Below are 18814 nucleotides of genomic sequence, written 5' to 3'. Positions count from 1 at the left end.
CAATCTCGCGGCTTCGCTGACTCCGCGGCTCCTCGCGCGAGCGGCTCCTCGTGCCGGCGGTCCCTCCCGCCGCGGTTCCTCGTGCGCCGGCTTCTCTCAGGGTGCTGCGGAGGCGGCCGCTGTGTCCGCGTACCGGGGCACCGTGCGCGACCAGTGGTAACACCCCCTGATCCACCCGGCCATCCCGTCGACGTACCCCAGACCGGCCGGGCTCAGTTCGGGCCGCACCTCGTCACGGAGGTGCTCGAACTCCCTGATGGTGTCGTTGATCCGCCGGATCGCCAGCAGTACGGCGCCCGGCAGCGAACACCGGTGCGCCCGGCGGCAGGCGAGGGCAAGATTGATCATGCCGCCCGTGCGCTGCTCCTTGACGGCGGAGTACAGGTCGGGGATCCAGACCGCCGCGTCGGCCGACAGGCGTCCGAGGCGCCGTACGACGGGATGGTGCAGCTCACGGGCGTCGAGTTCGGTGTCCTGCGCGGCCTCGCACAGCGGATGGAACGGCTCGACACCTGCGATGAGGGAACGTATCGACGTGCACAGCCCGGTCGGCGGCGGCGCCGGCTGCGCCTGGGCGACCGCCTCGTACAGCAGGCCGTGCACGTACTCACGGCTGTGCCAGGCCCAGCGGGCCGCCTGGGCGGGCGTGCACCGTTCCCGCACCCGGCGGTGGAGGTCGGTGAGCGCGGCCCCGAGGCGGGTGCTGGGGGGCAGGCCGTCCCGCAGGATGCCGACGCTCTCGGAGAGCATGGGCAGCAGCCGGCCGGGTTCGTGCCGCCCCGACTCCTCCGCCCGGTCGTCGTAGACGAACTGGTAGGCGATCTGGTCGGCCACGATCTGGAGGAGTCCGGCGTCGACCGTGGGGCTGGTGAAGGCCGCGAGTTCGGCGGGGCGGGTGCGGGCGATCATCGCCGCCTGCTCCGGCTCGTCGGTGAGGCCCCAGGTGCTGAGCCACCGGTCGACGCCGGCCGTCGCCGCGGACACGTGCCGGTTGCACGCGAAGGGGAACGGCATGTGGAGGTGGGCGTCGATCAGGTCCCCGAGGCTGTCGGCCCCGGGCGCGTTCCGCGGGCCGACCGCGGCTTCCTCATGCGTCGTCGACACCGTCGTCACCTGCCGTCCGGACTTCGTGCGAGAGGGGCGCCGCGGCTGCCCGGGGGGCGAGCGAACGGGCGCGAGGTGGCGGGCCGGCCGGCCCGTGCGGTCGGGGGACAGAGGTCATCACGAGCGACCGCGGCCCCAACGTGGCGCCTGGGCGGGGCTGTTCGGCGGGGCCCGGCAGATGGAGCAGGCGCCGGCGGGCGGCGACGGCCGCCACGGTCACCGTGGCCTCCGCCACCGCGAACCTGTCGCCCAGGCACCTGCGCGCGCCCGAGGCGAACGGCAGCATCGCGCCCGGCGGGATCCCGGCCGCTCCTTCCGGCAGCCACCGTTCGGGCCGGAACCGCTCCGGGTCGGGGAACGAGGCCGGGTCGTGCTGGAGCAGATACGGGCTGTACAGGACCGTGGCTCCCGCCGGGAGCCGGTGTCCGGCGAGCCTGGCGGGCCCGGTCGTCACGCGCATGAAGAGCCAGCCGGGCGGCCGACAGCGCAGGGTCTCGCTGACGACGCACCGGGTGTAGGGGAGGTTCGGCAGGTCCTCGGCGCCAGGTCGTCGTCCGCCGAGCACGCTGTCGACCTCCGCGTGCAGCCGGCGCTCCGCCCGCGGGTTGCGCGCGAGCAGGTCGAAGGCCGAGGCCAGGCACAGAGCGGTGCTCTCGGCCCCGGTGAGGAGCAGCGTGACGAGGTGGTCGTGCACCTCCTGTCCGGTGATCGCGGCGACCCCGTTGTCCCCGCGTGCCGCCGCCAGCAGCGTCTCCAGCAGGTCGGGTCGTTCCTGCGGCTCCGCCGACCGTGCGGCCCGCCGTTCCCCGACGGCGTCCCCGACGATCGCGTGGACCCGGGCGACGGCGCGGCGGTAACGGCGGTTGGCGGGTGTGGGGATCCGGAACAGGGCGTCGACCGGCACGGCAGTCCGCACGAACAGGCCGCGGACGATGACGGCGAGGCAGTCCCGCAGTTCGGCGGCCGGCTCGTCGCCGAGCGAGTCGGAGAACAGGACACGGCTGATCACCCGGGTGGTCAGGGCCAGCATCTCCGCGCTGACGTCGACCTCCTGGCCCGCCTGCCACCGGCCGCACGCCGACTCGGCCTCCCGGCCCATCAGTTCGGTGTGGGCGCTCACCCCGGCCGGGCGGAAGTCGGGCCGCAGCAGCGCGCGTTGCCGCCGGTACACGTCATGCCGGCAGGTGACCAGGCCGTCGCCCATGAGCGGCCGCAGCCGGTCGTACAAGGGGCCGCCCTTGTCGAAGGTGCGCGTGTCCAGCAGGACCTGGCGGACCAGATCCGGATGGCACGCCATCCAGGCGCGCAGGGGACCAAGCCTGATCTCGACCAGATCGCCGTGGGACGGCAAAGAATTCAGAAAAGCAAGCGGTCGGCGGAACAAAGGGATGGCGTGGCCGGTGAAAGGGAATATGCCCGGCGCAGTACCCACCGTCCAGACGTGCTCTTTTTCAGGCGCGGTATCGTTCATCGAATACCATCTGCCCCAATCGACACACGAAATCGGTGGCTGATCCACCGACCTGCGTTTGTGTCATCTCCTGCCCAGTGCTGGGGCTTTCGGCTCCCCGAAGCCGCCGTACGCCGGGGCGCACGGGAGCACGCGGAAGCACTGGGTGAGCCCCCTTCGTGGCGCCCGGCATCCGCTGGGGCGGCGCTCGCCGACGAATTCACGGGAAAAGCGAAATATCCCGCGCGATCCCTTCCCTGCGCCCGGTCCTTTTCGTGCCGGATTGCCTTGACGACGGCACTGGGGTGGTGGCCAGGGCATCGTTGCGCGGTGACAGGACCGGCCTCTCCCGGGTATCGCATTCCTCGGGTTTTCAGGGCCGGTCCTGCGGCGGGTGCCTGCCGGTTTCAGGCGAGCCGTACGGCCCCGCGGACCGCCGACTCCCCGGCGAAGTACACCGACTCCTCACGGATGTACGTCCCCGGTCCCGGCGCGTGGATCATCATGCCGTCGCCGGTGTACAGACCGAGGTGGCTCAGGTTGTCGTAGAAGAAGATGAGGTCCCCGGGCTGGACGTCACCGAGCGGGATGACGGTGCCCGCGCTCGCCTGGTCGGGCGCGTTGCGCGGCAGGGCGACACCGGCCGCGCGCCAGGCGGCCTGGGTGAGACTGGCGCAGTCGTACGACTCCGGTCCGGTCGCGCCCCACACGCACGGCCTGCCGATCTGGGCGCGCGCGAACTCCAGCGCCCGTACGGCCTTTCCGCCGCTGGCCCGTTCCGCCAGAACCACCGGACCGGAGAGGGCGAGGCCGACCGGATGACCCGTGTCGAGGACCGACTGAATCTGCGCCTGGTAGGGAGCCGGCTGCTGCCAAGCCATTTCCTCGGCCACCGGGAGCGGGGAGAACGGCACCTGCGCCTGGTAGGGAGCGGGCTGCTGCCACGCCACTTCCTCGGCCACCGGAAGGGCCGGGACCGGGGCCGGGACCGGCACCTGGGTCTGCGTCTGGAAGGGAGCCGGCTGCTGCCAGGCCATTTCCTCGGCCACCGGGAGAGCCGGCGTCGTGTCGGTGACGGCGGGGAGGCCGGGGGAGGTGGGCCAGGATTCCTGGGCCGGCGGCGCGGCGATCGCCGCGACGGGCGTGCGCTGCACCATGGCGTACCGCGTCAGCAGGTCGCGGGCCTCGGCGAGCTTGCGCTGGTTCTGCTCCTTGGAGGTCCGCAGCGAGGATCGCTGGGTGTCGGCGGCCGGCGCGGCGGCCGTCTCCTGCCGGGGCCCCGGCACGGCCGGCAGCGCGGCGATCGCTCCGGTGGCCGCGGGGGGCAGGGCGGCTGTGGCGGGTCCGGCGGTCAGCTCCAGGACGGGCCGTGCGGCGGGGAGTTCCGGCACGGCGGGAGCCCGCTCGATCGCCGGCTCCGGTGCGACGGGCCGTTCGGCGGGGCGGGCCGGGGCCGCGACCTCGGGTGCCCGGTCGCGCGGCAGCACCGCGGGGACGGTCGGGCCGAGCCGGGCGCGGACGCCGTCGAACCACTGCCGGGTGACGGCGTCGAGCGACGGGTCGTCACGCCGGGGCCGGGCGGTGGGAGCCGGCTCGCCCCGGCGGCGCGCCCCCGTCGTCATGGCCCGGGTCGCGTTGTAGTTGCCGGTGGCGTTCTCGGCCTGGTCGTAGAGCGTGTTGACCCGCTGCTGGACCTCGTCGCGGCTGGGGATGTCCTCCCCCGAGAGGGGTACGGCGTCGGCGGTCTGGGAGAACAGGGCCACCGAGGTGAGCGCGGCCGTCGCGAGGGCGGAACCGCCCATGCCGGGGAGGCCGAGACCTCTGGGGCGCGATGTTCGTTCCGGCGCCATGAGAGACGTACTCCTTCCGTACTCCGCCTACCGGGTTAGCTGACGGGTTCGGGCTTCTGCTGCGGAAGGTGTGCCCTACGGCCCTGCCCCGAGAGGCGACGGACCGATTCACCCCAAGTCTTCGGTTGGGTCCCCGGCTCCGGCTGCCTCAGGGCGCACCGAACTCGGCGGAGGCCGTACGACCCGGCGGGGTCCGCCGGAGCGAGTCGAACGGTCTGGCGTCAACTTAACCAACTTGTGCGCCTTGTGTGAAGGTTGGTGCGCGGTATGTCCGATACGTAATTGTGACCTTCGTCGTACGGCGGTGTCCCGGCGCTCAGTTCGCGTCTCTCCGGCCCCGCCAGGACTCGTAGTGCTCCAGCAGGGTCTGCTCGATCGGGCGGTAGGAGACGCCCAGTTCGCGCACGCTGCGGCTGTTGTCCACCCGGAAGCGGATGCCGAGGTGCTTGCGGATGTAGTCCTGGCTCAGCCCGAACGCCGGGCCGAGCACCCGTACCGGCCAGTGCGGAAGCGCGGTGCGCGGGAGGCGGAGGTCGCGCGGGTACCGGGTCCGGATGACGCGGGACATCTCGTGGAAGGACGTCATGTGCTGCGCGGCGACGATGTAGCGTCCCCTCGCCTCCGGCCGCTCCGCCGCCGCGACGTGGGCCTCGGCGACGTCCCGCACGTCCACCGTCGTGAAGCTGAAGTCCGGTGCGCCGTAGAAGAAGTAGCCCTTGAACAACTCGTCCAACAGGAACAGGCTGCCCGATTCCGACGCCGGGGTGAGGGAAGGGCCAAGGATCAGGCCGGGGTTGACGGACACCAGGCGCCAGCGGTCCTGGGCTGCCTCCGCCTCCCACGCGGCACGCTCGGCGAGGGTCTTGGCGTAGTGGTAGGGGTTGTTCCGCACCGTGCTGGTGGTGTTGAAGTACCGCTCCGTCAACACCCCTTCGTCCATGCGCAGGACGTCTGCGTAGTCGCCGAAGATCGCGCCGACCGTGGAGGTGAGGATCAGCCGCTCGACCGTCGGTGTCCGCTCCACGGCGGCCAGCACGTTACGCGTGCCGAGCAGCGCCGGGTCCACCATGTCCCGGCGGCCGTCCTTGATCTTCTCCGGCATGAGGAACGGCGACGCCACATGGAAGACCACCCGGCTGCCGCGCACCGCCTCGTCGAAGGACCCCTCCCGCAGCAGGTCCGCCTCGAACAGGTCCAGCCGGCCGGGGAACGCCTCCCGCATCTCCCGCAGCGGCCTCACCTTGGCAGGGTCGGCGGCGTCGCGCACGGTGGCGCGGACGCGGTAGCCGCGCTCCAGCAGTCGCCGGACCAGATGACTGCCGACGAAGCCGCTGCCGCCCGTCACCACCACGGTCGTCTCCCCGCCTGCGCCCACGCTCTCACTCCCCGGTCCTGGTCGGAGGTCCGCCGGACTCCCGGCGATCCCATTCCTGGGGGAAGCCTCGGGCATGACCGGGCGGAATGGGAACAGCCGGAGGGCAACAGGCTTCGCCCGCAGCCCTGTTGCGGTGCGGGCCGGCCTCGCAGCCGTCGTGCTGCCAGCCCGAACGCCTCGCAGGCGGACGTCAGTTTCATCCCCGCCGGATCGAGGGCCTCGCCCCGGTCGTCGCCGGTGGCGGGCCGGCCGTCGAGCGCCGGGTGTTCCCCCCACTTGCAGAAGAGGCCGCGGCGAAGGGCAACCGTGTCGCGGACCGTGCCGCCTAGCAGGTCACCGACCGGTCACCCGAGCAGTCCGCCCTGCGCGTCGAGGCAGGCCGCCTCCACCGCGGACGTGGTCCAGCCGCGCTCGGGGGAACCGGGCACCGACGGCAGCAGGGCCCGGTCGATCGCGGCGACGACGGCGGTGGTGTCGAAGACGTCCATGCCGACGGCCACCTTCGCGGCGGCCCGCAGTAGGGTCGGCAACCGGAGACGTGGGGAGGCCCGAGGCATGCGGCGAGGCGACGGCGGTGAGGGAGCCGGGGCCGCGGCGGCCCGGCTCACCGGACTCGCGGTGACCGGCGAGCGCGGGGCGGCCGGGGGACTCACCGACATCTCTCTCGGAGACGGCACGACCGTCGTGGTGAAGCCCGGTGAGGAACCCGGCGCGGTGCGGGCCGAGGCGGCCGGGCTGCGCTGGCTGGCGGAGGCCGGGGCGCGGGTTCCGGCCGTGCGCGGGCTCGACGAGGACTGGCTGCTCACCGACCGCGTCCCGGCCGGACGCCCCGACGCCCGCGCCGCGCTCCGCCTCGGCCATGAACTGGCGGCCCTGCACGCCGCCGGCGCGCCCGCCTTCGGCGCCCCGCCGCCCGGCGGTCCCGAGGACGCGTACATCGGCCGCGCCCCGATGCGCAACGTACCCGGCCGGGACTGGCCGTCCTGGTACGCCGAGCACCGGGTGCTGCCGTACCTGCGCCGAGCGGTCGACGCCGGGACCGTGCGCCCGGCGGAGGCAGCCGTCGTGGAGCGGGTCTGCGAACGGCTGCCCGAACTGGCGGGCCCCGCCGAGCCGCCCGCACGACTGCACGGCGACCTGTGGAACGGCAACGTGCTGTGGGGCGCCGACGGGCACGCCTGGCTGATCGACCCGGCCGCGCACGGCGGGCACCGCGAGACCGACCTCGCGATGCTCCACCTCTTCGGCTGCCCGCACCTGGAGTCCGTGCTGGACGGCTACCGGCGGGCCCGGCCGCTCGCCGACGACTGGGCCGACCGCGTCAGCCTGCACCAGCTTTTCCCGCTGCTGGTGCACACGGTGCTGTTCGGACGCGGATACGCCGTACAGGCGTTGGACGCGGCACGGACGGCGCTCGCACGGTGAGCGGGGCGGGGACGGTCAGGCCCCGTAGGCGATACGGCGGCACCGGGCCGCGGGCGGCGTCCGCACGGTGAAGACGCGCCCCGCCGCCCCCGGTGGCGTGGTCCGGCGGTCAGACGTTCACGCGGTCAGGAAGCGTCCTGCTCGTCGTTCTTCTGCTTGATCCGCGCGGCTTCCCTGCGCACCTCGGCCTGGGTGGCGCGCTCCTTCTCCAGCCACTCGGGCCGGTCCTGCTTCAGCGCCTCGATCTGCTCGGTGGTGAGCGCCTCGGTGACGCCGCCGCGCGCGAGACCCGCGATGGACACGCCGAGCTTCGCGGCGACCACCGGCCGGGGGTGCGGGCCGGAGCTCCGCAGCTGCTGGAGCCACTCGGGCGGGTTCTCCTGCAGCTCGCCGAGTTCGGCGCGCGAGACCACGCCCGACCGGAAGTCCTCGGGGGTGGCCGGGAGGTACACGCCCAGCTTCTTCGCCGCGGTGGCGGGCTTCATCGTCTGGGCGCTCTGGTGCGACTTCATGGTGTCAAGACTATCGACCGCCGAGGGGACGTCCGACCACGCCCGGTAGCCTGGCCTGGTGACAGGCTCGCAAGCACCTTCCTCCTTCCGCCTCGCGTACGTCCCCGGCGTGACCCCCGGCAAGTGGGTGCGGATCTGGAACGAGCGCCGGCCCGACGTCCCCCTGACCCTCGTGCAGGTGCCCGCCGCCGAGGCGTCCGAGGTGCTGCGCGGCGGCGACGCGGACGCGGCCCTGGTAAGGCTGCCGGTGGACCGCACGGTTCTGAGCGCGATCCCCCTGTACACCGAGACGACGGTCGTGATGGTCCCCAACGACCACGTGGTGACAGTCGCCGACCAGGTGTCCGCGGCCGAACTCGCCGACGAGGTCCTGCTGCACCCCCTGGACGACGTCCTCGACTGGGACCGCCCGCCGGGCCTGCCCGCCTTCGAGCGACCCGCCACGACCGCCGACGCCGTCGAGCTGGTCGCGGCGGGCATCGGCCTCCTCGCCGTCCCGCAGTCGCTGGCCAGGCTCCACCACCGCAAGGACCTGACGTACCGCCCGCTGGTGGACGCGCCGGAGTCCGGCGTGGCGCTGTCCTGGCCGGAGGACGCGACGACCGACCTGGTCGACGACTTCATCGGGATCGTCCGGGGCCGCACGGTCAACAGCACCCGGGGACGCGCCAAGCCCGAGGCCGAGACGCGGCAGGAGGGCAAGCGGCCCGAGAAGGGCGGCGCCCGCAAGCCGGCCACCGGCAAGAGCTCCCGCGGCACCGGATCCGGCGGCGGCGCCAAGGGGGCCAGGACCACGAAGGGCGCCCAGCGAGGAAAGCCCCGCCGACGCTCGTAGCGCGGCACCCGGCCGGGGGAGCGGCACCCGTCCGACCGGACAGCACGGCGACAAGGCGACAGGGCGACTGGCCGGCAGAACGAGAAGGCGACAAAGCGACAAAGGGGCCGGAAGGCGCGAAGGCCGGGCGGACCTGGGCGCAGCAGGTTCGCGGCCCCGGAGCCGCTCGTTCCGCCTGGCGGCGTGCGCGTCCTGCGCGTCCGCCGACGGCCCGAGAACCCCCGGTGCCGGGGCGGTCAGTGGCAGAATCGGCCTCGTGGACCTGCCCATCCTCGAGCGCGAGTCCGAGCTGGTGCGACTGGCTGCCGCCGCACAGGAAGCAGCGGAGGGGGCCGGGTCGGTCGCGCTCGTCTTCGGGGAGGCGGGGATCGGCAAGTCGAGCCTGGTCAAAGCCATGCCGGAGCGGCTGCCCGGGCAGGCACGGATGCTCGTCGGCGAGTGCGACGACCTCGCCACCCGGCGGCCCCTGGGACCGTTCCGCGACCTCGTCGGCAGCGTCGGCACCGAGCTGGCGCGTGCCGTCACGGAGGGCGGCGACCGCAACCGCGTCTACGCGGCCCTCCACGAGGAACTGGCCCGCACCCCCCATCCCGCCGTACTGGTCGTAGAGGATGCGCACTGGGCCGACGAGGCGTCGCTGGACGCCCTGCGCTTTCTGGTACGGCGCATCGAGCGGCTGCCCGCGCTGCTCGTGCTGACCTACCGCGACGACGAGGTGAGCAGCGGACACCCCCTGCGTCACCTCCTCGGCCAGGTCTCCCGCGCCCAGCGCGTCCACCGGCTCCCACTGGCCCCACTCTCCCTGGACGCCGTCCGCACGCTGAGCGCGGCCGGGCGGCTCGACCTCGACCCCGCCGAGGTGCACCAGGTGACCTCGGGCAACCCCTTCTTCGTCGCGGAGGTGCTGGCCGCGGGCGGCACCGGGGTCGTGCCCCCGACCGTCGTGGACGCCGTACTCGCCCGGCTCCGCGGCCTGGACAGCGCGACCGTGGCCGCCCTGGAGCAGCTGGCCGTCGTACCGTCCGCCGTGGAGCGGCCCCTCATCGACGCCCTGCTCGCGGACGGGGTGGCCGGGCTGACCGCGGCCGAGCAGCGCGGTCTGCTGGCGGTGGCGCCGGAGCGGGTGGCGTTCCGGCACGACCTGATCCGGCGGGCCGTCGCCGACTCGCTGCCCGCCGCACGCCGGATCGAACTCAACCGCACCGTCCTCGCGGCGCTCGTCGCCCGTCCCGGGTCCGACGCCGCCCGCCTCGTCCACCACGCGGCACAGGCCGGCGACGAGGACGCCGTCGCCCGCTACGGACCCGACGCCGCCCGGGACGCCGCCGGGGCCGGAGCCCACCGTGAGGCCGCCGCCCAGCTGCGGCTCGTCCTGCGCGCGCGGCACCGCTACACCCCGGCCGAACTCGCCGACCTGCTCGAACGCTACGCCGTGGAGAGCTACACCATCGCCGACTCGGCCGCCGCCGTCGCCGCCCAGCGGGACGCGGTCGCCCTGCGCCGCACACTCGGCGACATCCGCGCGCTCGGCGCCGACCTGCGCTGGCTGTCCCGCATCCACTGGTGGGCCGGGGACGCCGCCCCGGCACAGGAAGCCGCCCGGGAGGCCGTGACCGTCCTGGAGCACGCGGGTGACGACCGGCTGCTGGCGCTCGCCGTCAGCAACACCGCCCAGCTGCGGATGCTGTCCGACCGCTACGCGGAGGCCGTCGCGCACGGCGAGCGCGCCATCGCCCTGGCGCAGAAGGCGGGTGACCCCGCGATCCTGTCGCACGCCCTGAACAACGTCGGCACCGCCCGCTGGCGCGGCGGCGACCCCCGAGGGCGCGACCAGCTGGAGGAGAGCCTCGACGTGGCCCTCGCCGCCGGCGAGGTCGAACACGCATGCCGCGCCTACGCCAACCTCATCTGGACCCTGCTCGACCACCTCCAGTACGCCGAGGCCGACCGCTTCCTGCCCCCGGCGATGGACCTGGCCGACCGCGCCGAACACCTCGGGTTCCTCACCTACCTGCACGTCGAGCTGGCCATGCGGCGCTTCGCGGCCGGCGACTGGGAGCACGCCGAACGGCACGCCGAGTACGGCATGCACGCCTTCGTGCCCGCCCGCTGCCCCGCCCTGACCGTGCTCGCCCGCGTCCGCGTCCGCCGCGGCGGGGCGCCCGGCGCCGACGAGCTGCTCACCGAGGCGTGGGAGACCGCCGTACGGACCGGTGAACTCCAGCGGACCGGACCGGTGGCCGCGGCACGCGCGGAGGCGGCCTGGTTGCGCGGCGACCCGGCCGGTGTCCGCGCGGCCGCCGAACCCGTCTACGTCCAGGCCCGCTCCCTGCCGGGCGTGCCCTACCGCGCCGAGCTCGCCTACTGGCTCACCAGGGCGGGCCGGCCGGCCGAGACGGACGGCTCCGACCACCCGTACGCCTGCCAGGCACGCGGGGAATGGCGGCGGGCGGCGGCGCTCTGGCAGGCGGCGGGCTGCCCCTACGAGCACGCCGTCGCGCTCGCGCAGAGCCCCGACCCCGCCGACCGGCTCACCGCGCTCGCGGCGCTCGACGCCCTGGGCGCCGAACCGCAGGCCCGGCTGATCCGGGCCGACCTGCGGCGCCACGGCGTACGCCACGTCCCGCGCGGCCCCCTCGCGGCGACCCGCGAGAACCCCGCCGGTCTCACCGAACGCCAGGTGCAGGTCCTGCGGCTGCTCGCCGACGGCCTGACCAACGCGGAGATCGCCGGCCGGCTCGTCGTCTCGGTCCGCACGGTGGACAACCACGTCCGCGCGGTGCTGGAGAAGCTGGACGCGCCCACCCGGCGCCAGGTCTCCGTCCGCGCGGCGGAGCTCGGGCTGCTGGACGGCCACGAAAGCTAGGTATGCCGGCCGGCCGAGCTGGGTGACGGGCACGGATGCCCACACCGCCGTAATCGGGCTAGAACGTGCGAATCGACCCGAAACGAAACGGGGACACCGCATGTCCAGTACACCTGCCCAGGCAGCCCGCCGGGAACTGACCGGCTTCACCGGGGAGCTCATCGGCCCCGACGACGCGGCCTACGACGACGCCCGCGCCGTCTACAACGCCATGATCGACCGGCGTCCCGCGCTCATCGCGCGCTGCGCCGACGCGGCCGCAATCGCCGACGTGATCGGCTTCGCCCGCACCCACGGGCTGCGGCTCGCGGTCCGGGGCGGCGGCCACCACGGCGCCGGCCTCGGCACGGTCGAAGGAGGCGTGGTCGCCGACCTGTCCCTGCTGAAGGACATCCAGGTCGACCCGGCGGCCCGCACGGTACGGGTCGGCGGCGGCTGCGTGTGGGGCGAGGTGGACCGTGCCACCAACCGGCACGGCCTGGCCACCCCCAGCGGCATCATCTCCACCACCGGCGTCGGCGGCATCGCCACCGGCGGCGGGGTCGGCCACCTGACCCGCAAGTGCGGCCTGACCATCGACAACCTGCTGGAGGCGGACCTCGTCCTGGCGGACGGGCAGCGGGTGCGGGCGAGCGCCGACGAGAACACCGACCTGTTCTGGGCGATCCGGGGCGGCGGCGGCAACTTCGGCGTCGTCACGTCGTTCCTGTTCCGGCTGCACGAGGTGAGCACCGTCATCGCCGGGCCCACGTTCTGGCCCATCGAGGTCAGCGCCGACGTCCTCGGCGCCTACCGCGACTTCCTCCCGAACGCGCCCCGCGAGCTCAGCGGCTTCTTCCTGCACGGCACCGTCCCGCCGGCCCCGCCGTTCCCCGAGGAGATCCGGCTGCGCAAGACGGCCGGTGTGGTGTGGTGCTACGTCGGCGACGACACCGAGGCGGCGGCCCGCGCGATGGCCCCGCTGCTCGACGCCCTGCCCGCGCCGATGCTGCACGCGGCCGGACCGATGCCGCACCCCGACATGCAGGCCATGTTCGACGGGCTCTATCCGCCCGGTCACCAGTGGTACTGGCGGGCCGACTTCGTGAACGACGTCCCCGACGAGGCCCTGGAACTGCACGCCAAGTACGGCGCGGAGGCGCCCACCATGCAGTCCACGATGCACATGTACCCGATCGACGGCGCCGCCCACGACGTGGGCCCCGAGGAGACCCCCTGGGCCTACCGCGACGCACGCTGGGCGTCGGTGTACGCCGGCGTCGACTCCGATCCGGCGGGCGCCGAACGCGTCACCCGGTGGACCGTCGACTACTTCGAGGCCCTGCACCCCTACTCGGCGGGCGGTGCCTACGTGAACATGATGATGGACGAGGGGCAGGAACGCGTCCGGGCCAGCTACCGCCACAACTACGACCGGCTGGCCCGCGTCAAGGCCGACCGCGACCCGGACAACGTCTTCCGGCTCAACCAGAACATCCGCCCGGCCCCGAAGCCCCACTTCGAGACCCGCCCCTGAACCGGCGGGCCGACACCCCGCCGCCACCCGGCCCGGGCGGACATCCGCCGCCCGGGTTCACTTCCGGCCGGTACGGCCGATGGACTCCACCAGCGGCAGCAGCCGGTGCGGGACGCGTTCGCGCAGCGCCACCTCGGTGCGGGTACGCACCACACCGGGGAGGCTGATCAGTTTCTGGATCACGTCCTCCAGGTGGGCGTTGTCGCGCGCCACCACCCGCGTCAGCAGGTCGCCGCCGCCGGTGATCGAGAACGCCTCGACGATCTCCGGTACGGCGGCCAGCTCGTCGCCCACGTCGTCGAGATGGCCCTGGGTGACCTCGATGTGCACGAACGCCAGCACCGGATGACCGAGCGCGGCGGGGGAGAGGGACGGGCCCGTGCCGGTGATCACGCCGTCCCGCTCTAGGCGGTCCAGCCGGGCCTGAAGCGTGCCGCGCGCGACGCCGAGCACCCGGGCGTACTCGCGCACGCTCGTGCGTGGCTGCTCCAGGAGCAGCCGCAGGATGCGGGTGTCGAGCTCGTCCACGGCCATGGCGCGACGGCCTCCTCGTACGTCGGTGATCACCTCCGACTGTACCAATGGCCCAGCGGGGTGCTCCCCGGACGGACACCGTGACGTGGTCCGTTGGTCCGCCCCCGCCCATGCCCGAAGCGCCGGGACTGTGCCATTGGCCCACCCTTTTCGGTGCCGGTTGAGCCAGGGGAGGGAGGGGTGCTCTCATGGGGGTGTCGATGGCGCTGCGGACTCCGCGGCGCCTTTTCCATGCCGGTGCGCGCCCAGACCCGCGGGTGCGTGCGGCCGAACAACGCCGGTTCCCGGACCGGTGCCCGAGGGGGAGCGAGCAGTGCTGAAGAGGGTGTTCGTGGCTCCGGACCCGGGACGGGTGCGCCTGCGCTTCGCCGCGCGGGCCGTCCTCGGCATCGGCGGCGCGGTGGTCGCGTGCGGCCTCGCCGGGCACTCCCTCGCCGGGGCCGTCACCGGCGGGCTCGCCGCGCTGCTCGCCCTGTTCACCGTCGCGGACACCACGGTCCGGGCCCAGGCGGTCACCACCGCGCTGCTGCCCGCCGTGGGACTGCCCGTGCTGACCGCCGCCGCCACCCTGCACGACCACCCCCTCGCGCGGGATCTGGCCTTCCTCGCCGTGACGGGCGCGGGCGTGTACGCGCGGCGCTGGGGCCCCCGCGGGCACAGCCTCGGCGTGTTCGCGTTCATGACCTTCTTCGTGGCCCAGTTCCTGCACGCCACCACCGAGCGGCTGCCCGAACTGTTCGCCGCCGTCGCGCTGTCCGTGCTGACGGCCGCCGCGGTGCGGTTCGGCCTGTGGTGCTACGAGCGCCGCCTGCCCCCCGCCGCCCTGGCCGCCCCCTCCGCCGGCACCGGCCTCGCCCGGGTCACGACCCGCCAGGCGGTCCAGGCGACCGCCGGCGCGGGCTTCGCCCTCGTCGTGGGGCAACTGGTCTCCGGCCAGCGCTGGTACTGGGCCGTCGGAGCCACCTGGTGGATCTTCGTCAACACCAGCTCGCGCGGCGAGACCCTGGTCCGCGGTTTCCGCCGGGTCCTCGGCACGGTGATCGGCATCGGCCTCGGTCTGCTCGTCGCCGTCCCGCTGCACGGCGCCCCGCTGCCCACCGCCGTGCTCCTCGCCGTCTGCGTCTTCGGCATCTTCTACTCGGCCGCCGTGTCGTACACCTGGATGATGCTCAGCGTGACGCTCCTCGCCGAGCTCCTCTACGGCCTCCTCGGCGTCCTCAACCCCGCCCTGCTGGCGCTGCGGCTGGCGGAGACCGGCGTGGGCGCGATCGGCGCCGCACTCGCCGTCTTCCTGGTCCTGCCGGTCACGACGCACGCCACCACCGACGCCTGGATACAGCGGGCCCTGCGCTGCGTCCACGCGTGCACCGCCGAGGCCGCCGCGCGGCTCTCCGGCTCCCGCGGCGCCGACCCGGCGCGGCGCGTGGTCGAACTGGAACAGCTCCTGGGCCGGGTACGGCTGTCGGTGGCGCCGCTGGTGCACCCGCTGAACCCGATGGTCGGCCGCAAGCGCCGGGCCCGGCAGGTCCTCGCCCTGCTCGACGACTGCGCCCGCGAGATCCGCGGCCTGGTGTCCGTGGCGGCCGACCCCGAGGCCTCCCACGACGCCCGCCTGGCCGCCGCGTGCTGGCGGGTGGAGTCGGCGGTGGAGGCCCTCACCGGCGGCGCGGCGGACGTACCCGCCGCCGCGCTCCGGCCGCCCGCGACGGACACCGCCCTGACCCATCTGCACGGCGTGGAGCGGGCCCTCGCGGACCTGGCCGCGCCCCTGCGGACGCCGGCGGCCTCACCACGGGTCGGTGCGTAGCCGGCCCCGCCACGGTCGCGGTCCTGGGCCGGTGATCTCGAATCGGCACACTTCAGTCCTTTGGTCTAGACCGCAAATGATCGACTGCTACCGTCGCCCCGGACAGCACTGACGCGAAGGGGACGACGGTGACAGACGGCGGACGACGGCGGCGCGCCTTCATCGGATCGTTCACGGCGGCCGGCGGCCCGGGGATCGTGACAGCGGCCGTGGCCGCGGACACCGGTGGGCTCACCCCGCTGAGCAGCATGAACGGCCTCCGCGACCCCTCCTACCTGACCCTGTCGGCCGACGGCGGGACGCTCTACGCCGTCAGTGAGACGGACGAGGGCGCGGTGGCCGCGTACCGCGTCACCCGGGACACCCCCGAACCGGCGGGCCCGCCGGTCCCGGTCGGCGGCCACGGCCCCACCCATCTCAGCCTGTTCGCCGGGCACGTCCTGACCGCCAACTACGGTTCCGGCAGCGTCACCGCCGTACCCGTCCGCGTCGACGGCTCACTCGCGGCCACCGCCTCCGGAGTCCTCACCCACACCGGATCGGGCCCGTACACCCCCCGCCAGCAGGGGCCGCACGCCCATCAGGTCCAGCCCGACCCGAGCGGCCGGTGGGCCGTCAGCGTCGACCTCGGCACCGACTCGGTGCGGGTGTGCGGCCTCGCCGACGGCCGCCTCCGCGTCCACCACGAGACCGCCCTGCGCCCCGCCTCCGGGCCGCGCCACCTGGCCTTCCACCCCGCCGGCTCGCACGCCTACGTCCTCAACGAACTCGCCCCGACCGTCACCGTCTGCCGCTGGGAGGCCTCCCTGGGTGTGCTGAAGCCGCTGGCGGAGATCCCGGTGCTGCCCGGCGCCCCGGCCGGCGACGCCTACCCGTCCGGGGTGGTCGTGTCGGCCGACGGCCGCTTCGTGTGGACCGCCACCCGCGGCGAGGACGTCCTGTCCACCTTCGCGGTCGAGGGGGACGGCCTGAGGCTGCTCGCCACCACGCCCTGCGGCGGACACTGGCCCCGGGCCATCGCCGCGTCGGACGGGTTCCTCTACGTCGCGAACGAGCGCTCCGGCGACGTCACCTGGTTCGCCGTCGACCCGGACACCGGGCTGCCGCGGTACCGGGGCTCCCTCGCCGTCCCCGCCGCGTCGTGCGTGGTGCTCGGCTGACACCCCGCCCGGACGCCACGCGCCGTCGGCGCGGCCGGGCCGCGACCGCCGCCCGCCACGGCGTACGGCTGCCTCCGTCCCGCACGCCGAAGGGCCCGCTCCTCTGCCTGGAGCGGGCCCTTCGCCGTGTACGGGATGTCCTGCGGGTCAGCGCACCGGCGTGCCCTGGGTCTGCTGCGGGGCGATGCCCAGCGCGGTCGTGTACTTGGCCAGCGCCAGCTTGCCGATCGCCGGGTAGGGGCCGAGCGGGTCGGCGGCCGAGCAGCCCGCCTCCTTGGCGGCCTCCGCGACCAGGCCCGGGTCGATCTCGGGCCCTATCAGATACGGCGCGAGCGCCAGCTGCTGCGAACCCGAGGACCGCAGCTGCTCGGCGACGGAGGCGATCGAGCCCTCCTCGTCGAGCGCCGCCGCCATCACCGGCACGGCCAGACGCGCGGCCAGCAGCATGCCGGTGATACCGGCCGCCTGCACGGCCTCCTCGCCGCCCACGGAGGCCAGGACGATGCCGTCCGCCGCGGTCGCCACGGTGAACAGGCGGGCGCGGTCGGCGCGGGCGAGGCCGGCCTCCGACAGCCGCACGTGCAGCGCCTCGGCGAGCAGCGGGTGCGGGCCCAGCACGTCGGTGAGGTCGGCGGCGATGCGGCTGTCCATCACCGCCTGACGGATGCGGCGCAGCAGCGACCCGTCGGGGCCGGCGAGCAGCGGCACGACCACGGCGACCGGGCCGTCCGGCTCACGGACGTCCAGGCCGGCGGCCTTGGCCTGCGTGTAGCGGGCGGTGCGCTCCTCGGCGGCCCGCGTGAGCACGACCTGGAGCGTGGGGAATTCGGAGTCGTCCCCGTCGAGGTACCCGATCCGCGCGTCGAGGCCGGGCAGCTCGGAGCGGGCGATGCTCACGACCTCCTCGGCGAGACTGCGCGTGGCGGGACCGGGCGTGCCCGGCACCGCGAGGACGAGCGCGGGCGCGCCCTCGGGAGCCGCCAGGGGCTCAGGTCGGCGGTGCCGCCCGGGCTGGCGGGGTCGCGGCATTCGTACTGGCAGGCCGGACGCGGGCCCAGTGGGGGAGCTCATGGCGTCGCATGTTACTGGTTTCCGGGGTTCCCCTGTTCGGGGAGGGTGCAGGTGAGCGGTATCCGTCCGGTTTTGTCTGATGAGTTACGGACGGATCGCGCGTGATCAGCGCGTTCTCCCCGGGGAGGACGCCGGTGGGCGCGCGATGTGGGCCACCTTGTCGGACAGGTGCCGTATGGCGTGCTCAGTCCTCCTTTGTGATCACCACCCGCAGCAGCTTCTCGTCACCCGGGAGGGTGAGAGCACCCGTCGCCAACTGGGCCGCGATGCGGACCGCTCCGTACAGCGGATCGCCCTCGGCGGGCACCCGCCGCGCGTGCGGGAGCCGTTGCGCGAGCTCCCTCGCCAGCGGCAGCAGGAGCGGGTCGCCCAGTGCGGACAGGCCGCCGGTCAGCGCGACCAGGGGCTCGCCCGCGGTGGGGCACACGGCGGCCACCGCTTCGGCGATGTGCCGGGCCGCGTCCCGCAGGATGCCCGCGGCGACTGGGTCCTCGGCGGCGCCTGCGGCCACCCGGGGCGCGAAGGAGGCCAGAACGGCGGGCCGGTCCGGGCGCGGATACAGCTTGCCGGGCAGTTCCGGCATCGGGCCGAACATCTCCTCGGCGGACGCCAGCAGCCCCCGCGAACCGCCGGCCCGTCCGTCCCAGGCGCGCAGCGCCGCCTCCAGCCCGGCCCGCCCGATCCACGCGCCGCCACCGCAGTCACCCAGCAGATGCCCCCAGCCGTCGGCGCGACGCCAGCGGGCCAGGTCCGTGCCGACCGCGATCAGTCCGGTGCCGGCGGCGACGACGGCACCGGGCCGGAACCCGAGCGCGCCGGTGTACGCGGTGACGGCGTCGGCGGCCAGGGCGACCGTGCCGACCCCCAGCTCCCGCCGGAGGGCGGCCGGCAGCTCGGCCCGCAGCGCATCGCCCAGGGTGGCCGTCCCCGCGGCCCCGACGACAGCCGTGTCCAGCCGTACCGTCCCCGTCTCCGCACTCAACGCCCGCACCAACGGGACCAGTTGTGCCATCAGGTGCTCCGGGTCGAGACCCTTCGGCCCGGTGCGCACCGGCTCCCGGGTCTGCCGCCGGCCCAGCTCGCCGTGCTCCGCCGTCCCGACGGCCACCCGCAGACCGGAGCCTCCCGAGTCGACGGCCAGGAATCCGGGCGCGTCCGCCCCCGGTGCGACCGGGTTGCCGGTCACGGCAGACGCCGGTCGCCGCGGACCGAAGGCCTGATGGAGGGAGGGTGCTGACCGTGGCGGAGTGGCTCGGGCACTGGACGGAACACGCTCCCCTCCCTTTCGGTGTCCGGCCGTGTGATCCGC

At 74.4% G+C, this 18814-nt stretch carries 14 protein-coding genes, 1 pseudogene and 1 riboswitch; of the genes and pseudogenes, 6 read left to right on the top strand and 9 right to left on the bottom strand.

Annotation, left to right across the window (positions count from 1 at the left end):
• Positions 1-96 precede the first annotated feature (96 nt).
• The 5 genes and pseudogenes from ABZT03_RS14625 to ABZT03_RS14605 all read right to left on the bottom strand — a co-directional run.
• The gene (locus tag ABZT03_RS14625) at positions 97-1104 is read right to left on the bottom strand and encodes a (-)-alpha-amorphene synthase (RefSeq protein WP_356038508.1); all 1008 of its coding nucleotides are present in this window, start codon (positions 1102-1104) and stop codon (positions 97-99) included.
• Positions 1088-2455, bottom strand: coding sequence for a cytochrome P450 (locus tag ABZT03_RS14620; RefSeq protein ID WP_356038505.1), 1368 nt, complete (start codon positions 2453-2455; stop codon positions 1088-1090). The genes ABZT03_RS14625 and ABZT03_RS14620 overlap by 17 nt, the downstream gene beginning before the upstream one ends.
• A gap of 506 nt (positions 2456-2961) precedes the next feature.
• Positions 2962-4356 (bottom strand): NlpC/P60 family protein, encoded by a 1395-nt coding sequence (locus ABZT03_RS14615; RefSeq protein WP_356038502.1) that lies wholly within the window; start codon positions 4354-4356, stop codon positions 2962-2964.
• Between the two features lie 56 nt (positions 4357-4412).
• Positions 4413-4584, bottom strand: a riboswitch (cyclic di-AMP (ydaO/yuaA leader).
• 136 nt (positions 4585-4720) lie between these two features.
• Complete coding sequence (locus tag ABZT03_RS14610) at positions 4721-5779, bottom strand: NAD-dependent epimerase/dehydratase family protein (RefSeq protein ID WP_356038500.1); 1059 nt, start codon at positions 5777-5779, stop codon at positions 4721-4723.
• Positions 5780-5976: 197 nt separating this feature from the next.
• Positions 5977-6288: pseudogene (locus tag ABZT03_RS14605) on the bottom strand (glucarate dehydratase); the annotation flags it as partial.
• Positions 6289-6334: 46 nt separating this feature from the next.
• On the opposite strand from ABZT03_RS14605, the gene ABZT03_RS14600 reads away from it, so the two are divergent.
• Positions 6335-7204, top strand: a complete 870-nt coding sequence (locus ABZT03_RS14600; RefSeq protein WP_356038497.1) for a fructosamine kinase family protein — start codon at positions 6335-6337, stop codon at positions 7202-7204.
• Between the two features lie 125 nt (positions 7205-7329).
• Here the strand turns inward: ABZT03_RS14600 and ABZT03_RS14595 are convergent, their stop codons facing one another.
• A complete protein-coding gene (locus tag ABZT03_RS14595) occupies positions 7330-7716 on the bottom strand; it encodes a DUF5997 family protein (RefSeq protein WP_356038495.1) in 387 nt (128 codons plus the stop codon).
• A gap of 58 nt (positions 7717-7774) precedes the next feature.
• Here ABZT03_RS14595 and ABZT03_RS14590 point away from each other — a divergent pair, with 58 nt between their 5' ends.
• The 3 genes from ABZT03_RS14590 to ABZT03_RS14580 all read left to right on the top strand — a co-directional run bounded on the left by ABZT03_RS14590 (position 7775) and on the right by ABZT03_RS14580 (position 12933).
• The gene (locus tag ABZT03_RS14590) at positions 7775-8551 is read left to right on the top strand and encodes a LysR family substrate-binding domain-containing protein (protein ID WP_356038492.1); all 777 of its coding nucleotides are present in this window, start codon (positions 7775-7777) and stop codon (positions 8549-8551) included.
• A gap of 256 nt (positions 8552-8807) precedes the next feature.
• Positions 8808-11417: an AAA family ATPase gene (locus tag ABZT03_RS14585; protein WP_356038490.1), complete on the top strand. Its 2610-nt coding sequence runs from the start codon at positions 8808-8810 to the stop codon at positions 11415-11417.
• 100 nt (positions 11418-11517) lie between these two features.
• A complete protein-coding gene (locus tag ABZT03_RS14580) occupies positions 11518-12933 on the top strand; it encodes an FAD-binding oxidoreductase (RefSeq protein WP_356038487.1) in 1416 nt (471 codons plus the stop codon).
• 57 nt (positions 12934-12990) lie between these two features.
• On the opposite strand, the gene ABZT03_RS14575 is transcribed toward ABZT03_RS14580, so the two are convergent.
• Positions 12991-13467, bottom strand: coding sequence for an Lrp/AsnC family transcriptional regulator (locus tag ABZT03_RS14575; protein ID WP_356038484.1), 477 nt, complete (start codon positions 13465-13467; stop codon positions 12991-12993).
• Between the two features lie 313 nt (positions 13468-13780).
• Between ABZT03_RS14575 and ABZT03_RS14570 the strand changes: the two genes are divergently transcribed.
• Both ABZT03_RS14570 and ABZT03_RS14565 read left to right on the top strand, forming a co-directional pair.
• Positions 13781-15274, top strand: coding sequence for an FUSC family protein (locus tag ABZT03_RS14570; protein WP_356038480.1), 1494 nt, complete (start codon positions 13781-13783; stop codon positions 15272-15274).
• 128 nt (positions 15275-15402) lie between these two features.
• Positions 15403-16434: a lactonase family protein gene (locus ABZT03_RS14565; RefSeq protein WP_356038477.1), complete on the top strand. Its 1032-nt coding sequence runs from the start codon at positions 15403-15405 to the stop codon at positions 16432-16434.
• Positions 16435-16581: 147 nt separating this feature from the next.
• On the opposite strand, the gene ABZT03_RS14560 is transcribed toward ABZT03_RS14565, so the two are convergent.
• Positions 16582-17505, bottom strand: a complete 924-nt coding sequence (locus ABZT03_RS14560) for a hypothetical protein (protein WP_356038474.1) — start codon at positions 17503-17505, stop codon at positions 16582-16584.
• 184 nt (positions 17506-17689) lie between these two features.
• Positions 17690-18691, bottom strand: coding sequence for a BadF/BadG/BcrA/BcrD ATPase family protein (locus ABZT03_RS14555; protein ID WP_356038470.1), 1002 nt, complete (start codon positions 18689-18691; stop codon positions 17690-17692).
• Positions 18692-18814 lie beyond the last annotated feature (123 nt).

It is taken from the genome of Streptomyces sp. NPDC005574, assembly GCF_040605435.1.
GTDB lineage: Bacteria > Actinomycetota > Actinomycetes > Streptomycetales > Streptomycetaceae > Streptomyces.
Note: the sequence above shows the minus strand (reverse complement) of the source record. Positions and strands in the feature narration are given on the sequence as shown.